General features: G+C 71.6%; 18 protein-coding genes and 2 tRNA genes. 6 read left to right on the top strand and 14 right to left on the bottom strand.

Features of this window, described 5'->3' with window-relative positions:
• The first annotated feature begins 27 nt into the window (after positions 1-27).
• The 5 genes from NI26_RS06795 to NI26_RS06775 all read left to right on the top strand — a co-directional run bounded on the left by NI26_RS06795 (position 28) and on the right by NI26_RS06775 (position 5130).
• Positions 28-1230 carry a PucR family transcriptional regulator gene (locus NI26_RS06795; protein WP_200884165.1) on the top strand — a complete coding sequence of 401 codons (1203 nt, stop codon included), beginning with the start codon at positions 28-30 and terminating at the stop codon, positions 1228-1230.
• Positions 1231-1319: 89 nt separating this feature from the next.
• Positions 1320-2312: an ACP S-malonyltransferase gene (locus NI26_RS06790; RefSeq protein ID WP_235426569.1), complete on the top strand. Its 993-nt coding sequence runs from the start codon at positions 1320-1322 to the stop codon at positions 2310-2312.
• Positions 2309-3364, top strand: coding sequence for a beta-ketoacyl-ACP synthase III (locus tag NI26_RS06785; protein ID WP_200884140.1), 1056 nt, complete (start codon positions 2309-2311; stop codon positions 3362-3364). The genes NI26_RS06790 and NI26_RS06785 overlap by 4 nt, the downstream gene beginning before the upstream one ends.
• 91 nt (positions 3365-3455) lie before the next feature.
• Positions 3456-3704 carry an acyl carrier protein gene (locus tag NI26_RS06780; protein ID WP_058729431.1) on the top strand — a complete coding sequence of 83 codons (249 nt, stop codon included), beginning with the start codon at positions 3456-3458 and terminating at the stop codon, positions 3702-3704.
• A gap of 181 nt (positions 3705-3885) precedes the next feature.
• Positions 3886-5130, top strand: a complete 1245-nt coding sequence (locus NI26_RS06775) for a beta-ketoacyl-[acyl-carrier-protein] synthase family protein (protein WP_066653928.1) — start codon at positions 3886-3888, stop codon at positions 5128-5130.
• 313 nt (positions 5131-5443) lie between these two features.
• Here NI26_RS06775 and NI26_RS06770 read toward each other — a convergent pair whose 3' ends face one another.
• The 6 genes from NI26_RS06770 to NI26_RS06745 form a co-directional block, all read right to left on the bottom strand.
• Positions 5444-5923, bottom strand: coding sequence for a DUF3145 domain-containing protein (locus NI26_RS06770; RefSeq protein ID WP_081984811.1), 480 nt, complete (start codon positions 5921-5923; stop codon positions 5444-5446).
• Between the two features lie 193 nt (positions 5924-6116).
• A complete protein-coding gene (locus NI26_RS06765) occupies positions 6117-6935 on the bottom strand; it encodes a DUF1684 domain-containing protein (RefSeq protein ID WP_066653927.1) in 819 nt (272 codons plus the stop codon).
• Positions 6932-8053 (bottom strand): AI-2E family transporter, encoded by a 1122-nt coding sequence (locus NI26_RS06760; protein WP_200884164.1) that lies wholly within the window; start codon positions 8051-8053, stop codon positions 6932-6934. The genes NI26_RS06765 and NI26_RS06760 overlap by 4 nt, the downstream gene beginning before the upstream one ends.
• A gap of 7 nt (positions 8054-8060) precedes the next feature.
• A tRNA-Ile gene (locus NI26_RS06755) sits at positions 8061-8134 on the bottom strand.
• A 13-nt stretch (positions 8135-8147) separates the two neighbouring features.
• Positions 8148-9368, bottom strand: a complete 1221-nt coding sequence (locus NI26_RS06750) for a glycosyltransferase (protein ID WP_200884139.1) — start codon at positions 9366-9368, stop codon at positions 8148-8150.
• Between the two features lie 214 nt (positions 9369-9582).
• Positions 9583-10494 carry a DMT family transporter gene (locus NI26_RS06745; RefSeq protein WP_174234721.1) on the bottom strand — a complete coding sequence of 304 codons (912 nt, stop codon included), beginning with the start codon at positions 10492-10494 and terminating at the stop codon, positions 9583-9585.
• 39 nt (positions 10495-10533) lie between these two features.
• On the opposite strand from NI26_RS06745, the gene def reads away from it, so the two are divergent.
• Positions 10534-11109, top strand: a complete 576-nt coding sequence (def, locus tag NI26_RS06740) for a peptide deformylase (RefSeq protein ID WP_066653925.1) — start codon at positions 10534-10536, stop codon at positions 11107-11109.
• Between the two features lie 62 nt (positions 11110-11171).
• Here def and NI26_RS16835 read toward each other — a convergent pair whose 3' ends face one another.
• The 8 genes from NI26_RS16835 to NI26_RS06700 form a co-directional block, all read right to left on the bottom strand.
• A complete protein-coding gene (locus NI26_RS16835; protein ID WP_066653924.1) occupies positions 11172-11702 on the bottom strand; it encodes a hypothetical protein in 531 nt (176 codons plus the stop codon).
• Between the two features lie 224 nt (positions 11703-11926).
• Positions 11927-11999: transfer RNA gene (locus NI26_RS06730), tRNA-Asn, on the bottom strand.
• A gap of 137 nt (positions 12000-12136) precedes the next feature.
• Positions 12137-13159, bottom strand: coding sequence for a D-isomer specific 2-hydroxyacid dehydrogenase family protein (locus NI26_RS06725; RefSeq protein ID WP_081984809.1), 1023 nt, complete (start codon positions 13157-13159; stop codon positions 12137-12139).
• Entirely contained in the window at positions 13156-14094 is a 939-nt protein-coding gene (locus NI26_RS06720) for an ATP-binding cassette domain-containing protein (protein ID WP_081984807.1), read from the bottom strand. Before NI26_RS06720 ends, NI26_RS06725 begins: the two co-directional genes overlap by 4 nt.
• 143 nt (positions 14095-14237) lie before the next feature.
• A complete protein-coding gene (locus NI26_RS06715; RefSeq protein ID WP_066653923.1) occupies positions 14238-15923 on the bottom strand; it encodes an ABC transporter ATP-binding protein in 1686 nt (561 codons plus the stop codon).
• Positions 15920-16915, bottom strand: coding sequence for an ABC transporter permease (locus tag NI26_RS06710; RefSeq protein WP_066653922.1), 996 nt, complete (start codon positions 16913-16915; stop codon positions 15920-15922). The genes NI26_RS06715 and NI26_RS06710 overlap by 4 nt, the downstream gene beginning before the upstream one ends.
• Positions 16916-16917: 2 nt before the next feature.
• Positions 16918-18024, bottom strand: coding sequence for an ABC transporter permease (locus tag NI26_RS06705; protein WP_066653921.1), 1107 nt, complete (start codon positions 18022-18024; stop codon positions 16918-16920).
• 84 nt (positions 18025-18108) lie between these two features.
• On the bottom strand, positions 18109-19725 hold the full coding sequence (locus NI26_RS06700; RefSeq protein ID WP_066653919.1) for an ABC transporter substrate-binding protein: 1617 nt from the start codon (positions 19723-19725) through the stop codon (positions 18109-18111).
• Positions 19726-20032: the final 307 nt, after the last annotated feature.

The raw sequence follows: 20032 nt of genomic DNA, 5'->3' as shown, positions 1-20032 counted from the left end.
GTGAGCACACCCCGCACCGACGCTGCCGTGGGCCAGGAGAGGGACCGCGAACGCGCGCTCTCCTGGCTCCGGCAGGTGTCGGGCGAACTCTCGACCGCCACGATCAAGCGGCTCGAGGACACCCTGCCCTGGTACAGCGAGATGCCCCCGGGGCGCCGGTCCGCCGTGGGCCTCGTCGCCCAGGCGGGGATCACCTCGTTCATCTCCTGGCTCGAGGGCACCGCGTCGACCCCGTGGATCGCCGCCGCCGACGTCTTCGGGTCCGCCCCGCGTGAGCTCCTGCGTTCGGTGAGCCTGCAGCAGACGCTGCAGCTCATCCGCGTCGTGGTGACCGTGGTCGAGGAGCGCGCGAAGGACGACGAGATGCTCCAGGAAGCGATCCTGAAGTACTCGCGGGACATCGCCTTCGCAGCGGCCGACGTCTACGCCCGCGCCGCCGAGGCCCGCGGCCTGTGGGACGCCCGGCTCGAGGCACTGGTCGTCGACTCGATCCTGTCGGGCGAGTACGACGACGAGCTGCCCTCCCGCATCGCCGCGCTCGGCTGGCACGGCCACGGCGAGGTCGCGGTGCTCGTCGGGAACGCACCGAAGCAGCTCGAGGTCGACCAGATCCGCCGCACCGCGCGCCACATGGACGCCGACGTGCTCATCGGCGTGCAGGGCTCTCGGCTCGTGGTCGTCATCGGGCGGGCCACCCCGCGTGACGACGTCCCCGAGGGCGAGGAGCCGGTGTCCTTCACCGCCATCGCCCAGGCCCTCGAACCGTCGTTCGGCGAGGGGCACCTGGTGCTCGGCAACGAGGTCCCCGGGGTCGTCGACGCCTCGACCAGCGCGAAGGGCGCCCTCGCCGGGTTCGCCGTCGCACGTGCGTGGCGCGGTGCTCCCCGTCCGGCACTCGCCGACGACCTGCTGCCGGAGCGGGCCCTGGCGGGTGACCCGCTCGCTCGGTCGGCACTGGTGCAGCGCATCTACGTCCCCCTCAAGGACCAGTCGACCGAGCTCCTGCAGACGCTCTGGTGCTACCTCGACACCGGCCGGTCGCTCGAGGCGACGGCGCGCGAGCTGTTCGTGCACCCGAACACCGTGCGCTACCGGCTCCGCCGCGTCGCCGACGTCATCGGGTGGGACGCCACCCACGCGCGTGACGCCCTGATCGTGCAGTCGGCGCTCATCCTCGGCGCGATGTCCGAGTCGAACGCCGGTCGACGGCGCCTGCCGCCGCGTCGCTGACCCGACGGTAGGGATCGCACAACGTCCCCGCCGGATCGCTGTCGGATGTCCACACGGGCCGACAGCGGCGCGGCGACGAGGATTGACCGGTGATCGTCGTCGTCGCGCCCGGACAGGGCTCCCAGACCCCCGGCTTCCTCGCCCCCTGGCTCGAGGACTCCGCCGTCCGTGACCGCGTCGGAGCGTGGTCCGAGGCGATCGGCGTCGACCTCGTCGAGCACGGCACGAACTCCGACGCGGACACCATCAAGGACACCGCCCTCGCGCAGCCGCTCATCGTGGCTGCCGGGCTCGTCACCGCCGACGCCCTGCTCGCCGACGGCCGTCGTGCCCTGGTCGGTGGCGTCGCCGGACACTCGGTCGGCGAGTTCACCGCCGCCGGTGTCGCCGGGATCCTCGAGCCGACCGACGCCGTCGCGCTGGTCGCCGAGCGCGGCCGGGCGATGGCGGACGCCGCAGCGCTGGAGCCGACGTCGATGGCCGCCGTGCTCGGCGGCGACGCCGACGCGATCGCCGCAGCCCTCGAGCAGCACGGGCTCGTGCCGGCCAACCACAACGGCGGCGGCCAGACCGTCGTCGCCGGTCCCGCCGACGCCGTCGCAGCACTGGCCGCCGATCCGCCGGCTCGCGCCCGGGTCGTGCCGCTCGCCGTCGCCGGCGCCTTCCACACGCGGTACATGGCCCCCGCGGTCGACCGGGTCGCACCGGTCGCGGCCGGGGCGTCGGTGCAGGACCCGACGCTGCCGATCTGGACGAACGCCGACGGATCGCGCGTGGACGACGGCCGACGGTTCGTCGACCTGATGGTCCGCCAGATCGCGAGCCCCGTGCACTGGGACGCCGTCATGGCGTCCTTCTCCGCCGCCGGTGTCACCGGCATCATCGAACTCGCGCCGGCGGGCGCGCTCGTCGGGCTGGCCAAGCGTGGCCTGCGCGGCACGCCCACCGTCGCCGTCAAGACCCCCGACGACCTGCCCGCCGCCGTCGAGCTCCTCGAGCAGGACGCGCGCGCAGCAGCCGTCCCGGACGATCAGCCGGTGGGCCAGCAGCCCGCAGGCGAGGAAGCAGACGCAACCGCATGACCGACGCCACCACGCCGTCCCCCGCAGCCGACGGGACCGACGCGCCCCGCGCCTCCCGTCCGGTGCTGCAGCAGCGTCGCGGCCACGAGTACACCCGCATCATGGCGTTCGGTGCCGCCCGCGGTGAGCACGTCGTGCCGAACGAGGACCTCGTCGGTCCGATCGACTCCTCCGACGAGTGGATCCGCCAGCGCACCGGCATCGTGACGCGCAAGCGTGCCGGCGCCGACGTCGAGGCGGTCGACCTCGCCGAGGCCGCGGCGCGCGAGGCCATCGAGAAGGCCGGCATCACGCCCGAGCAGGTCGGCGTCGTGCTCGTCAGCACCGTCACCCACACCGTGGCGACGCCGTCGATGGCGTCGTTGCTCGCGGAGCGCATCGGCGCGACGCCCGCGGCGGCCTACGACGTCAGCGCGGCCTGCGCCGGCTACGCGTACGGCATCGCCCAGGCCGACTCGTTCATCAAGTCCGGGCTCGCCGACCACGTGCTGGTCGTCGGGGCCGAGAAGCTCAGCGACGTCGTCGACCCGACCGACCGCTCGATCTCGTTCCTGCTCGGTGACGGTGCGGGTGCCGCGATCGTCGGCCCGAGCGACTTCCCCGGCATCGCCCCGACGATCTGGGGCTCGGACGGCTCGAAGTGGGACGCCATCGGCATGACGGCGACGTACAACGAGTGGGCCGCCGGAGCCCCGCGTCCCACGATGCGCCAGGCCGGTCAGACGGTGTTCCGCTGGGCCGTCTGGGAGATGGTCAAGGTCGCGCGGCAGGCGCTCGAGACCGCCGGCGTCCGTCCGGAGGACCTCGCCGCGTTCGTGCCGCACCAGGCGAACATCCGCATCATCGACGAGTTCGCCAAGCAGCTCGGCCTGCCCGAGACGGTGACGATCGCCCGCGACATCACCACCACCGGCAACACCTCCGCCGCGAGCATCCCGCTCGCCACGCACCGCCTGCTCGAGGAGCACCCCGAGCTCTCCGGCGGTCTCGCGCTGCAGATCGGCTTCGGTGCCGGTCTCGTGTTCGGCGCGCAGGTCGTCGTCCTCCCCTAGTCCCCCATCCCGGCTCGGCTCCGGGCACCCGTACCACTCGTGCCCTAGGCTGGTCCACGGTCAAACGACACCCCCCTCAAGGAGAACACCCATGGCCCTGTCCAACGAAGAAGTCCTCGCCGGCCTGGCCGAGCTGATCAACGACGAGACCGGCATCGCGACCGACACCGTCGCCGCCGACAAGTCGTTCACCGACGACCTCGACATCGACTCGATCTCGATGATGACCATCGTCGTGAACGCCGAGGAGAAGTTCGACGTGAAGATCCCGGACGAAGAGGTCAAGAACCTCAAGACCGTGGGCGACGCCGTCGACTACATCACGAAGGCCCAGGCCTGACGCGAGCTTCCTGAGCGCCGCGGACCGCGCACATCCCGCGGGCCGCGGCGCTCACCTCGTCCACCAGCGGTGGAGCTCCCACCGGCGCTCGACCACACCGGACGGGCGCCCACCGGCGCTCGACCACACGGACGGGCGTCCACCGGCGCTCGACCAGTCCACACGAAAGACACGTCGTTCCATGACCAAGAAGACCGTCGTCGTCACCGGGATCGGTGCGATCACACCCCTCGCCGCGACCGCCCCGGAGACCTGGGACGCGCTGCTCGCCGGCGGGTCCGGCATCACCCGCATCGAGGACGAGCGCTACTCGTCGCTCGAGATCCCCGTCGAGTTCGCCGGCCAGGCACGCCGCTTCCTCACGGACCAGCTCACGCGCCCGGAGACCAAGCGCCTCGACCCCTCGTCGCAGCTGTCGCTCGTCGCCGCTCGTGAGGCCTGGGCCGACGCCGGCATCGACCCCGAGACCGTCGTCCCCGAGCGCCTCGTCGTCGACTGGGCGACCGGCATCGGCGGCGTCAACACGCTCCTCGACGCCTGGGACACCCTGCGCGAGAAGGGTCCGCGTCGCGTCATGCCGATGACGGTCCCGATGCTCATGGCGAACGGCCCCGCCGCCGCCATCGAGATGGAGTTCGGCGCGCGCGGCGGTGCCCGCACGTACCTCTCCGCCTGCGCCTCGTCCACCGAGTCGCTGGCCGAGGCCTACCGCCACATCGCCGACGGCGACGCCGACATCGTCATCACCGGTGGCGCCGAGGCCGCACTGCACCCGCTGCCCCTCGCCGCGTTCGCCGCGATGCAGGCACTCTCGCGACGGAACGACTCCCCCGAGACGGCCTCGCGTCCGTACGACGTCACGCGCGACGGCTTCGTGCTCGGCGACGGCGCCGCAGCGCTCATCCTCGAGTCGAAGGAGCACGCGGAGGCCCGCGGCGCGACGATCTACGCCGAGGTCGCCGGTGCCGGGATCACCTCGGACGCCTTCCACATCACCGCGCCGGACCCCGAGGGCAGCGCCGCCGCCCGCGCGGTCATCACGGCGCTCGAGCACGCCGACGCCGCCCGCGAGGACGTCGTCCACGTCAACGCCCACGCCACCTCGACCCCGGTCGGCGACGTGGCCGAGTACCACGCGATGCGCCGCGTCTTCGGCGACCACCTCGACAACGTGGTCGTCTCGGCCACCAAGGCGTCGACGGGGCACCTGCTCGGCGGTGCGGGTGCGATCGAGGCCGCGTTCACGGTGATGGCGCTGCACCAGCGCGTCGCGCCGCCGACGATCAACCTGACCGAGCAGGACCCGGAGATCGTGATGGACGTCGCGACCGCGCCGCGCGAGCTGCCCGCAGGTGACCTGCTCGCGGTGAGCAACTCGTTCGGGTTCGGCGGACACAACGCCGTGGTGGCGTTCCGCACGGCCTGATCCGTCGTCGCCGACCCGTCGTCGGCCTGGAGGCCCGTCCTGCGTCCGCAGGGCGGGCCTCCGTCCGTCACGGGCTGGGTCCGCCCCTCGGCCGCCGGTGCCCGGGCCGTTCCGGTCCCACGACCTGCCGCTCATGTTCCGCGACGACGGCGTGTCCTGCGACCGGGACGTCCGCAGGCGGCACGTCGTGCGACCTGAACGAGGCCAGGGCACAGCTCCTCGACGACAGGCGTGCCGCACGCGGGGACGACGGACGCCGCCGACTCCGGAGGGAGCGGGCGGCGTCCGAGTGGTGCGGAGGGCGCGGGAGGGGTCAGCCGACGCGGTGCAGCCAGACGACGGGGTTGCCCTCGGCGGCGTGCCGGAAGGGCTCGAGCTCGTCGTCCCAGGCCTGCCCGAGGGCGAGACGGAGTTCGCGGTGGAGTTCGAGGGCGTTGCTGCCGGCGACCTCCATGGCGTAGCGCACACGGTCCTCGGGGACGACCATGTTGCCGGACACGTCGGTCTGCGCGAAGAAGACGCCGAGGTCGGGCGTGTGCATCCACCGCCCGCCGTCAGACTGCGCGGTCGGTTCCTCGGTGACCTCGTAGCGCAGGTGCTCCCACCCGCGCAGGGCAGAGGCGATCGCCGCACCGGTGCCGACCTGGCCCGTCCACGTGAACTCCGTCCGGCGGGAGCCGTCGAGTGCGGGCTGGTCGAGCCACGAGAAGTTCACGGCGCGGCTCATCGCGCGACCGGCCGCCCATTCGACGTGCGGGCAGAGCGCGCGTGGTGAGGAGTGCACGTACAGCACCCCTGTCGTCGTTCCGTTCACGATTCCTCCGCTTCGTCAGGTGCGACTTCCCCATCGACCTGTGGTGCGGAGTCCCGGTAGCGGAACCATCGGTATCAGATTGTGATGTCCCTGCGGACACGCCCATTATGCAGCGTCCGCGCTGGGAACGCCACACCCGGCGAGCAGACCGCGCGGGCGGACCGGGCGGGCCTCAGTGCAGGACGGCGCCCTGCTCGTCGACGGGGTGCCGCTCCCCCGCGGTGAGTGCGACCGGGAGGCGGTTCTCCTCCGGGGGCACCGGGCAGGCGTACTGGTACGAGAACGCGCAGGGCGGCAGGACGAGCCGGTCCCAGTCGAGCGCGACCTCGGCCGCGCCGTCGGGCTCGGGCAGGTACAGGAAGCGTCCCATCGAGTACGAGCTGCCCGGGTCGCCCTCGGGCAGGGCGCTGGTGGTGTCCTGCACGATGAGCTGCAACCGCGGCCGGCCCTGGAACGGCGCGGACCGCACCGCGGTGAGCCGCACGGGAACGTCGTCCACCGTGGTCTCGATCGTCCCGGTGACGGGCAGGGGGTCGCCGGCGGCGTCGGTGAGGTGACCGGGTGCCTCCTGACCGGACCAGGGTTCGTACCTGCCGGCCGTGACCCACCCGCCCGGCCGCGGCGCGAACCGCGCGATGCGTGCGAAGCGGGAGACCGCGTCGGAGGCCGGGTCCCAGACGCGGAGCGTGGAGCCGTGCACCGTGCCGGCGAGCCCGTCGGCGAAGGCGACGGTCGACGGCACGACGGCGGTGTCACCGGCGACCAGCACCGTGCCGTCCACCGGGACGCCGTCGACCACGACGCCGTCCGCCGCCGCGGCGGTGACGGTGAGACCGCCGGGGACCGGCGCCCACTGCCCGGCGACCGGCCACACGGGCTGCGGGCGGTCGACGTGCTGCGCGTTCACCAGGGCGAGCGGGCCGCGCGCGCTGCGGGCCCAGGCATCGCGGGCCGCGACGTGCTCGGCCAGGTCCGGGTCGACCGTGCTCACGACTGCTCCTGGCGGGGGTAGATGACCTTCTGCACGATGATGATCACCGACGCGGCGACCGGCACGGCGACGAGCGCCCCGAGGACCCCGCCGATCGTGCCACCGGCGACCGCGGCGATGACCACCAGGGCGCCCGGCACCTGCACCGCGCGCGACATGATGCGCGGGGAGATGAGGTACGCCTCGACCTGCATGTAGACGAGGTAGTAGATCGCGGCCGCGAGCGCCGTGGCCGGCGAGGCGAACAGGCAGAGCAGGGAGATGACGACCGCCGCGGCGAGGGTGCCGACGAGCGGGATGAGCGAGCCCAGGAACGCGAAGGTCGCCAGCAGCACGGGCAGCGGTGCACCGATGATGAGCAGGAACACGAGGCTGAGGATGCCGTTGATCAGCGCCTGGCTGATCTGTCCGACGACGTAGCGGCCGACGGCCTGGGTGATCTGCTCGCTGACGTCGACGAAGTTCTGCCGACGTGTCGCCGGCACGAAGCGGTAGGCCATCGACTTCAGGCCCCGCATCGACGCCAGGAAGTACAGCATCAGGATGATGACGATGATCGCGCCGGTCAGGCCGGACAGGATGCCGCTGCCGACCGCCAGGATCCCGCCACCGAGGCTGAGGAGGTTGCCCGGGTCCTCCACGAAGGACTGCAGCGACTCCAGCGCGTGGTTGACGTCGACGGCGCCGGCGAACTGCTGTGACAGGTCCTGGACCCACTCCTGCTGCGAGATGTCCTGGACGATCTCCGGGAAGTTCTGGACGAGGTTCGTCGCCTGCTGGATGAGGATCGGGACGACCGCGAACACGACGCCGGCGAAGGCGGACAGGACACCCACGACGACGATCGTGATCGCCGACCAGCGCGGGATGAACCGTTCGAGGAAGGACACCAGCGGGTCGATGCCCAGCGACAGGAAGAGCGCGACGCCGATGTAGACCAGGACCGTGCTGAGCTGCTGGACGATCACGCCGGCCAGCAGGGCGATGAGCACGCCCAGGGCTCCCATGAAGCCGATGCGGAACGCGTTCACGCGCACGCCGGTGCCGACGCGGGTCGCCTCGAACGTCACGTTCGGGGTCGGCGCGTGGTCGTCGGGGGTCTCACGTCGTCGCGGCAGGTGCACGTAGGGCGGGCGGGACTTGAACCCGCGATCGTTCGGTTATGAGCCGAGTGCCTTGACCAGCTTGGCTACCGCCCCTCGTCGGGGACCGTCAGGCCACCGACTCCCCACGATACAGCGACTCGAACGTCGCGAGCGTGCGGTTGATGTCGTGTGCCTCGATCATGGCCAGGCTGCGCTCCCGCATCGCCTCGTAGTCGTCGTCGGACGCCTGCAGCACCTGTGCGAGCTTCGCAGCGAGGTCCTGCACGTCGCCCGGCGTGAAGAGGTACCCGTTGCCGTCGATGAGGTGCGGCAGTGCCATCGAGTCCGCGGCGACCACCGGCAGTCCGGACGCCATCGCCTCGAGGGACGAGATGCTCTGCAGCTCGGCGGTGGACGGCATCGCGAAGACGGTGCCGTTCGTCAGCGCCTGGCGCTTCGCCTCGTCCGACACGAAGCCGGCGAAGCGCACCCGGTCCTCGAGTCCGAGTTCCTGCACGAGCGTCTTCAACTTCGGGATCATCTCGCCGCCACCGACGATGGTGAGCGTCGCGTGCAGCTCACTCGGCAGCAGTGGGAGCGCCCGGACGAGCACGTCGAGGTTCTTCTCCGGCGCGACCCGGCCGACGAACACGATGTCGTTCCCCGCGGGGCGACCGCTGCGGGCGCTGTAGCGCGACGCGTCGATGCCGCACGAGATCGCGAGGACCTGCTGCCCGGCGATGGCCTCGCGGAGGTAGTCCGCGGCCAGCACCGTCGGCGTCGTGATGGCGTCGGCGAGCCGGTAGGTCTTGGCGGCGTCGTTCCACGCGATCTTCAGCGCGATCGGCAGCGTGCGACGGCCGAACGGGACGTACTCGAGCAGGTTCTCGGGCATGAAGTGGTTGGTGCCGACGATGCGGATGCCGCGCTCGTGGGCCTCCTGCACGATGCCGCGCCCGATGACGATGTGCGACTGGATGTGCAGCACGTCCGGCTGGACGGCGTCGAGGATCGGACCCGTCCACTTGCGGACGCTCCACGGCCACACGAAGCGGAGCCACGCGTGCCACGGCCACTTGTACGACTTCAGCCGGTGGACGGTGAGGACGACGCCGCGGTGCTCCTCGTCGAACGTGCCGTGGTGGGCGCTCGACGCCGGGGCCACGACGTGGACCTCGTGGCCGCGCTCCGCGAGCCCGACGGCGAGCTGCTCGGCGAAGGTCGCGGCGCCGTTGACGTCCGGCGGGAAGGTGTCGGCCGCGATCATGACGCGCAGCGGTCGGGACCCGCCCGTCGCACCCGTCGACTCGGCGGTGGCGGTGGTGGCGTCCTCTGACACGGCTGGCATCGTCCTCTCGTGGGCGGTTGCTGGTCGGGCCTCGACGGTACCGCACGGGCCCGAGCGCCCGCGTCAGCCGCGCGGACGACGCCGACGGCCGACAGTGACGACCGACGCCGTCAGCGACCGCGTCAGCCGCGCGGACGACGCCGACGGCTGACAACGACGACCGACGCTGTCAGCAACCGCGGACACGACCGCCGACACCGCGAGCCGACCGCGGTCAGCGCCGCGTCTCGGGGTGGTGCTTCGCGAGCAGGAACACGCCCGTGATGGCGATCACCGCAGCGACCAGGAAGCCGACCACCGCGATCCACGGCGCCCCGGCGGCCTCGCCGAGCACGATCACGCCGATGCCCACGGCGACGATCGGGTCGATGACGGTGAGGCCGGCGATCACCAGGTCGGCGGACCCGCTCGAGTACGCGTTCTGCACGAAGTACCCGCCGAGCACCGCGGCGACGATCACCCCGACGACGGCGATCGCGGTCAGCCAGTCGAACGTGCCGTGCAGGAACCGGTTCAGCACGACCTTGGCCAGTGTCGCGACGAAGCCGTAGAGCACTCCGGCCACGACGATGTAGTACATGGCGCTCGCCCGCTTCGCCGCGAAGCGGAACGACAGGAACACGGCCACCAGGACGATCGCCAGCACCACCAGGATCGTCACGAGCTGCTCGTGGGTGATCGCGCTCTCGCGGCCGACGACGGCGGCGATGCCGACGAAGATCCCGACGCCGATGATGCAGGTCCAGACCGCCCGTCGCGCCTGCTGTCCGAGCGGCACCCCGGAGGACCGTGACGAGAACCACGTGGTGATGACGAGCGCGACGGCGCCGAGCGGCTGCACGACGATGAGCGGGGCGTTCGTGATGCTGATGAGCTGGAGCACGACGGCCAGACCGAGCATGAGCGTGCCGAGCACCCACCAGCCGCTGCCGAGCAGCCCGAGCACGTGCCGCACCGACAGCCCCTTCGACTGCCGACCGAGTCGGGCCTCGACGCGCTGCACCCCGCGGCTCTGGAACTGCGCTCCGAGCGAGAGGAAGACCGCACCGACGAGCGCGACGGGGATCATCAGGGCCTGGAACGGGGTCAGGTTGACCGCGTCCGGGATCGGGAGGTCCGTCGTCACGCGACGAGGCTACCGGTCCTCGCCGGATAACCTGGGTGAATGCCCGTCCTCCCCATCCGCATCACCGGCGAACCCGTCCTCCACGAGCGCGCTGCCGAGGTCACCGCGTTCGACGACGACCTCCGCGCACTGGTGCAGGACATGTACGAGACGATGGACCTCGCCCCCGGGGTCGGTCTCGCGGGTCCGCAGGTCGGGGTCGGCAAGCGCCTGTTCGTGTACTCGTGGACCGACGACGACGAGGTCCTGCACCGCGGGGTCGCGATCAACCCGGTGCTCTGGACCACCCCGCCCGTGCCGGAGACGGTCGAGGAGCTCGACGAGGACGAGGAGTCCGAGGGCTGCCTCTCGATCCCGGGTGAGCGCTTCCCGCTGCGTCGGGCCGAGGGCGCCCTGCTCCGTGCGGTCGACGAGCACGGGGAGCCCTTCGAGGTCGAGGCCCACGGGTGGCTCGCCCGCGTCTTCCAGCACGAGTACGACCACCTGGACGGCTACCTCTACGCCGACCGGCTCGTGCACCCGTACGGCAAGCAGGTCGCGAAGGCGATCCGCAAGAGCAGCTGGGGCGGCCCGGGCAAGTCCTGGCTCCCCGGTCGCGACCACCCCGAGGGCTGACCGCGCGGTCGGCTCCGGCGCACGTCCCAGCGCGGCACCGGCGGTCGGCCGGGAGGCCCGGCTCAGCCCCGGTAGGCCGTCAGCGACTCCTGCAGGCGGTCCCGGTCGGGGTGACCGGGGCAGTACGCGACGAGTCCGGCCGCCAGCTCGGCCTGTTCCGGCGTCGAGACGCCGTCACGCCACGGCGACGCTCCGCGCTCCGCGCAGGTCGCCGCGAGCTCCTCGAGCGTGGCGGTACCGTCGGCCGCCCGGACCGCGGCCCGCTGCTGCGCCGACATCTCGGTGCCCGTGATGCGCTCGGCCCGGCATTCGGTGCGCTCGGCCTCCCACACGGCGGCGTACGTCGTGTACGTCTCCCCCGTGCCGTCGGCGTCGTCACCGGTCGTGTCGCTGCCCGCGCCGCTGCTGTCGTCCGCGGCGCCGCTGCACACGAACGCGAAGACGATCGGCGCGCTGCCCGTCGCGGAGACCTCGGACCGTGCTGCGGAGTCGAGCGAGTCCTCCGGCTCCGGTTGCCCGGCGGTGCACGCGGTGAGCGCCACCGCTCCGAGGACGACGAACGCCGCGGCGAGGGTCCGGCGCACGGTGATCACCTGTGAACGCTAACAGCTTGCGACCGGGCGGCGCCTGCGAGCCAGCCGGAAGCCGAACACCGGCCGGTGCCCAGCGCCAGCTCCGCGCGAGACTCGGCCGTGCGGACACGTTCGTGGTCCGGTGCCCGAGAAACCGTCCGCGGAGCCGAGTCTCGCGGTAGCGGCAAGGGCGCCGGACCCCGGGAACGCAAGAGGCCCCCACCCCGGAGGGTGAGGGCCTGTCGCTCCCCGAGTTGGACTCGAACCAACAACCTGCCGGTTAACAGCCGGCTGCTCTGCCAATTGAGCTATCGAGGATCACTGTCCGCTGGCGAATGTGGTGCGAACAACGGGTAACAGCATAGCAGCACCCCGAGCCCGCTCCGCGCATCGGCCGCGCATCCCGGGCGCGCCGCGTCGTCGAGCTCTCCGGCCGGGCCGGGCGCCGTCGGTGCTCAGTAGCCCGCGACGGGGTCCACGACGCCGACGAACCCGTCGCCCGAGCCGGACAGGAACGCGGCGGTGTTCGCCCGGACGCGCTCGGCCAGCAGCGGCGCGACCATGTCCGGGGTGTCGGCCTGGTGCGGCGTGACGACCACACCCGGCTCGTCCCACAGCGGGTGGCCGTCGGGCAACGGCTCCGGGTCCGTCACGTCGAGGCCGGCGGCGGCGATCGTGCCCTCGCGCAGCGCCGCGACGAGCGCGTCGGTGTCGACCAGTCCCCCGCGCGCGATGTTCACGAGACGCGCCGAGGGCTTCATGAGTCCGAACCGACGCGCGTCGAACAGCTTCGCCGTCCCCGAGGTCATGGCCGCCGCGACCACGACCACGTCGGCGTCGGGCAGCACCTCGTCCAGGGCGTCGGTCGTGACCGTGCGGTCGGCTCCCGGTACCGGGTCGTCCGAGCGGCGCACGACCGTCACGGAGACCTCGAACGGGGCGACGAGCCGGATGTACTCCAGGGCGATCCCGCCCGCGCCGATCACCACGACGTTCCGCCCGTAGAGCGACACGCCCTCCGGCTCGGTCGCCCAGGACGTCGCGCGGGCGCGCTTCTGCAGCACCCGGAGCGTCGCGAGCGTCAGCGCGAGGGCGTGCTCGGCGACGGGTTCCGCGTAGGCACCCTTGGCCGATGTGAAGAGCACCCGGTCCCCGTGCTCCTGGATCAAGTGGGCGAAGGCGTCGACGCCCGCGAAGGGCAGCTGGACCCAGCCGACCGAGGGCCCCTGGTCCAACGCCGCCGCGAGCCCGTCGGGGTCACGGGCGTCGAGCCAGACGATCCCCCGCGTGTCCGCGCCGAGGTCGCCGACCGTGCCGCCGGCGGCCCGCACGGCGTCCGCGTGCAGGTCGGCCGCGGTCGGCAGGATCGCGACCGGTCCGGCCGTGGGTGCGTCGACGGGGAGCGGGGCGCCCGCGTCGGTGACGACCGCGCGGTGTCCGCGGCTGCTCGCCGTGTCGTGTGCGGTCGTGGTGCTCATGCGTTCTCCTGACGCTCGGCCCGGGGAGCGGTGCCCGCCCCGGCACCGACCGGACGACGGGGGGCGGACGAGCGCCGCGGGGCGGTGGTCGCGGTCGGACGACGCTTCACCGGGCGCGACGCGGTCGCGGCGAGCGTCTGCACGTAGGGGTCGACGGGGTTGTCGAGGACCTCGTCGAAGGTGCCGAGCCCGACCAGGCGGCTCTCGGCGAGCACACCGACGCGGTCCGCGAGCGCCCGGGCCTCGCGGAGGTCGCTCGACACCACGACGGCCGAGAACTGCCGGCCGCGCTGCAGGTTGGTCAGGGCCTCGAGCACCGACTGACGGACCAGGACGTCGACGCCGCGTGCGGGTTCGTCGGCGACGAGGAGCTGCGGCTCGAGGATGAGCGCGCGTGCGAGGGCGACACGCTGCCGCTGCCCGCTCGACAGCTCCCACGTGTTCAGGCGCATGACGCCGAGGGGCAGGTGCACGGCGTCGACCAGTCGCGCGACCATGAGCCCGGCCTCCTTGCGGTCGAACCGCCGGTCGCGCAGGTAGATCGGTTCGGCGATCGCCTCGCCCACGGTCAGGTCGGGGCTCAGCCGGTCGGCGCCGTCCTGCGGCAGGTACCCGATGCGGCCGGTCAGCCGCTGCGCCTTCCGCGAGGACGGGCGGAGCCCGCGCACGTGCTGACCGAGCACGGTGAGCTCACCGCCGACGATCTGTCGCCGGTGCGCACCCTCGCCCTCGCCGGTCGCACCGAGCTGCCCGGCGATCGCGGCGGCGAAGGTGCTCTTGCCGGAACCGGACTCACCGATGAGCGCGAGGATCTCGCCCTGGCGAACGGTCAGGCTGACCCCGTCGACCGCGCGGATCGGCTCCGATCCGCGCACGCCCCGGTACTCGATCGAGACGTCGTCTGCGACGACCGCCGGGCCGTTCACCGCGATCATGGGTCCCCTTCCGCGCCGCCCCCTGGCGGCGGTTGCGCGACGGACCGGTGTCGCGTCGTCGGTGGTTCGCCGGAGGTGACCGGCCGGGAGGCGCGGCGTGCGTCGACGACGCAACGCCGTGCCTCCAGGCCGGTCGCGTCGGGTCAGGACCCGGCGTTCTCCAGTGCCACCAGCGTACGCCGTCGCTCCGCCTGTTCCGCCGGGTCCGGCACGGGCAGCGACGCGAGCAGCCGCTGCGTGTAGGGGTGCTGCGGCGCACCGAGGACCTCGGCGGTGGTGCCCGTCTCCACCAGGTCGCCGCGGTACAGCACCGCGATGCGGTCCGACAGTGCGCCGACGACCGCGAGGTCGTGGCTGATGAACAGCGACGCGAACCCGAGGTCCTGCTGCAGCTCGAGGAAGAGCTCCAGCACGCGGGCCTGCACCGACACGTCGAGCGCGCTCGTCGGTTCGTCCGCGATGAGCAGCTTCGGCCGGAGTGCGATCGAACGCGCGAGCGAGGCGCGCTGCCGCTGGCCACCGGACAGCTCGTGCGGGTACCGGTCGCCGTAGGACGCCGGGAGCTGCACCATCTCGAGCAACTCGCCGACGCGCTTGCGGGCGGCTCGGGGGTTCCGCACCTCGCCGTGCACGACGAGCGGCTCGGCGACGCACTCGGCGATCGTGAGCAGCGGGTTGAACGAGGTCGCCGGGTCCTGGAACACGAACCCGATGTCCTTGCGGTGCCGCTTGAAGTCCCGTTCGCGGTACCCGAGCATCTCGGTGCCGAGGACCTCGAGCGACCCGCCGGTGACGCGGGTGAGCCCCGCGATGGCCCGACCGATCGTCGTCTTGCCGGAGCCCGACTCCCCCACCAGCCCGAGCACCTCGCCGGGACGGACGTCGAGGTCGACGCCCTTCACGGCCCTGAAGGCGGGCGAACCGAGGCGGCCCGGGTACTCGATCTCGAGCCCCTTGGCGCTGACGAGGGGCTCGACGTCGGTGGCGATCACCGCTCGGCGGGCCGTTCCCGTCGAGGCCTCCAGTCGGGGCACGGCGGCGAGCAGGCGCTTCGTGTAGTCGGCCTGCGGGTCCGCGAAGAGCTGTGCGACCGGTGCCTCCTCCACGACCTCGCCCTGGTACATGACGGCGACCCGGTCGGCCAGGTCGGCGACCACGCCCATGTTGTGCGTGATGATGACGATGGCAGCGCCGAACTCGTCGCGGCAGCGTCGGAGCAGGTCGAGGATCTCGGCCTGCACGGTGACGTCGAGCGCGGTGGTCGGCTCGTCGGCGATGATCACGCTCGGCTCGAGGGCCAGTGCACTCGCGATGACCACGCGCTGCTTCTGCCCGCCGGAGAACTGGTGCGGGTAGTGGTCGACCCGCGTCTCCGGGTCGGGGATGCCGACGCGTCGCAGGTAGTCGATCGCCTTCGCGCGGGCGTCCTTCTTCGAGACGCCGCCGTGCGCCCGGAGGCCCTCGGCGATCTGCCACCCCACCGTGAAGACCGGGTTGAGCGCGGTCGACGGCTCCTGGAAGACCATCGCACCGGCCGTGCCGCGGAGTTCGCGGAGCTTGGCCGACCCGACGCTGACCACGTCGGTGCCGTCGAGGTACACCGCACCCCCGAGCGTCGCCGTCTCGGGCATCAGCCGCAGCATGCTGCGGGCCGTGACCGACTTGCCGGAGCCGGACTCGCCGACCAGCGCGAGGACCTCGCCCGGACGGACGTCGAGACTGACGCCCTTGACCGCGTCGACGGCACCGCCGTCGGTCGCGAAGGTGACGGTCAGGTCGTCGACGACCGCGACCGGTCGGTCCTGCTGGTCGTTCCCTGCGTCGGTCATGCCGTCGCCCCTTCCGTGCTGGCGGCCTGCTTCCGCGAGACCAGCTGCTTCAGCCTCCTGCGGGCGCGCAGGCGCGGGTCCGAGATGTCGTTGAGGCTCTCGCCGATGAAGGTCACGCCGAGCACGAGCACGACGATCGCGACGCCGGGGAACACACCGGTCCACCAGACGCCCGACGCGACGTCCGACAGCGCGCGGCTGAGGTCGTAGCCCCACTCCGCGCCGCTGGTCGGGCCGATGCCGAACCCGAGGAAGCCGAGGCCGGCCAGGGTGAGGATCGCGTCGGAGGCGTTCAGCGTCAGGATGAGCGGCAGGCTCCTGGTGCTGTTGCGCAGCACGTGGCGGGTCATGATGCGCCACGGGTTCGTGCCGATGACCCGCGCGGACTCGACGAACGCCTCGTTCTTCAGGCGCACCGCCTCGGCACGCACGACCCGGAAGTACTGCGGGACGTAGACGACGGTGATCGAGATCGCCGCCGCGACGATGCCGCCGGTGTAGCTCGAGTTGCCGCCGGAGATCACGATCGACACGACGATGGCGAGCAGCAGCGAGGGGAACGCGTAGATCGCGTCGGCGACGACGACGAGGACCCGGTCGAGCCAGCCGCCGACGTACCCCGAGACCATGCCGAGGATGACCCCGATCGTGATCGACACGACGACCGCGACGATGACGACGAGCACCGCGGTGCGCGCGCCGAAGACGACGCGGCTGAACACGTCGAAGCCACCGACCGTGGTGCCCCAGACGTGCTCGGCGCTCGGCGGGGCGGTGCGCGGGAAGCCCTGGCCGTCGGCGCCCTGCAGCTGACCGAAGCCGTACGGGGCGATGAGCGGCGCGGCGAGGGCGACGATCAGGTACAGGGCGCAGATGACCACGCCGGTGATGAGCATGGCGCGCTGCCAGCCGGTGCTCCTGCGGAGCTGGACCACCACGGGCAGCCGCTTCCAGAGCGGCTCGTGGCGGTCGACGAGCGAGGTGTCGGCCATCGCTAGAACCTCACTCTCGGGTCGATCAGCGCCGCGACGACGTCGACGACGAAGTTCGTCACGGCGACGATCACGGCGAGCATCGCGACGATGCCCTGGACCGCGACGAAGTCGCGGGCCGACAGGTACTGGTTGAGCTGGAAACCGAGCCCGCGCCAGCCGAACGTGGTCTCGGTGAGCACCGACCCACCGAGCAGCATGGCGATCTGCAGACCCATCACGGTGATGATCGGGACCAGCGCCGGACGGAAGGCGTGCGTCCGGACGAGCCGGGCCTCCCGGACGCCGCGCGAGCGGGCCGCGTCGACGTACTCGGACCCGAGCGAGCCGATCATGTTGGCACGCACCAGACGCAGGAAGATGCCGGCGGTGAGCAGACCGAGCGTCAGCGCGGGCAGGACGGCGTGCGACAGCACGTCGCCGATCACCTGCGCGTTGCCGGTGCGGAGTGCGTCGATGACGTAGATGCCGGTCGCACCCGGGATGTTGTCGAGGATGAGCGACACCCGGGTGGAGGCGCGGTCGCCGAGCGGCAGCCAGCCGAGCCAGACGGAGAAGACGAGCTTGAGGAGCAGACCGCCGAAGAACACCGGCGTCGCGTACGTCAGGATCGCGAGCGCTCGGAACAGCACGTCCGGCCACTTGTCGCGGACGTACGCCGCGAGCATGCCGAGCGGGATGCCGAGGACGAGGGCGACGATGAGCGCGTAGAAGACCAGCTCCGCGGTCGCGCCGCCGTACGTGACGATGACCTCGGTGATCGGACGGTTGTCGGTCGACGTCGTGCCGAAGTCCCCGCGCACGATGCCGCCGAGGTACTCGAGGTACTGGACGATGACCGGCCGGTCGTAGCCGGCGGCGTGCAGACGTTCCTGGAGCTGCGAGGGCGTCAGACGGCCACCGACCGAGGCGGTGATCGGGTTCCCGATGACGCGCATCAGGAAGAAGACGAGCGTCACCAGGATGAACACCGTCGGGAAGATGAGGAGGAAGCGGACCAGGATGTACCGACCGAGCCCGCCGCCCTGCCCACGGGCACGTCGCTGTGCCTGGGGCTTGGTGGGGTCGGTGGCCAGCTCCGGTGTCGCCTCGGGGGTGCTGAGGGTCACGGGGACGGGTGCCTTTCGGTGCCGTTCGGGACGTGGCCACGGGGGCGCTCCTCGTGGGAACGCCCCCGTGGGCCGACGCCGGTCTTACTTGGAGAGGGTGGCGTAGCGGAACTTGTACGAGGAGTCGAGGGTCAGGCCCTTGACGTCCTTGCCCGCGACCGCCACGGACTTGCCCTGCAGGAGCGGCAGCGTCGAGATCTGCGTGGCCTCGCGCTCCTGCGCCTGCTCGATGAGCTGCGCGCGCTTGTCCTTGTCGGACTCCTGCTGCTCCTCGGAGATCAGCTTCTGGATCTCCGGGTCGTCGTAGTGGTTCTGCACGAAGTTGTCCTTCGTGAAGAACGGCGACAGGTAGTTGTCGGCGTCCGAGAAGTCCGGGAACCACCCGAGCTGGTACACCGGGTAGGAGTCCTTCGTCCGCTCCTGCGCGTAGGTCGTGTAGACCGTCGACTGGATCTTCACGGAGAACAGGCCCGAGTTCTCGAGCTGCGTCTTGAGCTCGGCGTACTCGTCGTCCGACGTCGAACCGTAGTGGTCGGGCGCGTACTGGATGTCGAGCTGCACCTTGCCGGTGACACCGGCCTTCGACAGCGTCTCCTTCGCCTTGTCGACGTCGGGGCCGCCCTTGCCGTTGCCGTAGAGCTCCTCGAACGGCTTCGCGGCACCGGTCAGGCCGTCCGGCACCATCGAGTAGACCGGCGAGTACGTGTTGTTGTAGACGTCCTTCGCGATCTTCTCGCGGTCGACGACGTCGGCCACGGCCTGGCGCACGGCGAGGGCCTTCGCCTCGTCCGCGTCGGACTGGCTCGCGCCGAACGGCTGCGTGTTGAAGTTGAAGACCAGGTAGCGGATCTCGCCACCGGGGCCGTCGGTGACCTTGACGGAGTCGTCCTTGCGCAGGTCGGCGATGTCGGTCGGCGTCAGCGAGCGGTACGCCACGTCGACGTCGCCCTTCTGCACGGCGAGCTTCAGGTCGGTCTCCTTGGTGTAGTAGCTGGCGGTGACCTCCTTGGTCTTCGCCTTGCCGAGGAGCCCGTCGTACTCGGGGTTCGCCGAGTACTGGATGGTGTCGTTCTCCTTGTACGAGGTGATCTCGTACTGCCCGGCGAACGCCTTGCCCTTGACGATGTCCGCCGCCGGGGTGAGCTCGTCCGCCGAGAAGACCTGCTCGTCGACGATCGGGCCTGCGGGGCTCGAGAGCACCTGCGGCCAGGTCTGGTCGGCGTGGTCGAGGTTGAAGACGACCGTGGTGTCGTCCGGGGTCTCGATGCTCTTGAGGTTGGCGAGCAGCGACTGCGGACCGTTCTCGTTGTTGATCTTCAGCTCGCGCTCGAACGAGAACTTGACGTCACTCGAGGTGAGGTCGTTGCCGTTCGCGAACTTCAGCCCGCTCTTGAGCTTCACCGTGTAGGTCGTGTCGTTCGTGAACTCGCCGCTCTCGGCGATGTCCGGCTTGACGTCGGGGCTGCCGACGGGGGTGTTCATCAGGAACGGGAACACCTGGTTCTGCACGGCGAAGGAGCCGTTGTCGTAGGACCCGGCCGGATCGAGGGACGTGACCTTGTCCGTCGTGCCGATGCTCAGGCCGTTGAGGTCGGTGTCGGAGACGCTGCTGCTCGCGCAGCCCGTCAGCACCAGCGCCGTCGCTGCTGCCCCGGCGCCGAGCGCGATGCCGCGCCTGCCCCACTTGGATACGGATGCCATGTCCGCTCTCTCTCTCGGTGATGGTTCGCAAGGGGTCCCGCGGAGGGCGGTGGATCGACTGTGAGGCCCGCCGGGAACGCTCATTGGTACCACCCTGACACGGAAGTCCACGATTCGAGGGACATTTGTTTACACCCTTGTAATGCACGACCGCGTCGCGTGGCGCATGATGCGCGCGTCACCCAGCGGCGTGTCGCGCACGAAAGTTGCGTGGTGCAACGGGGGCCGGAGGTCGGGCCGCTGCCTGCCACCGGGCGGGCGAGCGGCTGCCCGCTGCCCGCTGCCCGCTGCCCGCTGCCGAGCGGGC

The sequence above is a fragment of the Curtobacterium sp. MR_MD2014 genome, from assembly GCF_000772085.1.
In the GTDB taxonomy this organism is placed as follows: Bacteria; Actinomycetota; Actinomycetes; order Actinomycetales; family Microbacteriaceae; genus Curtobacterium.
Note: the sequence above shows the minus strand (reverse complement) of the source record. Positions and strands in the feature narration are given on the sequence as shown.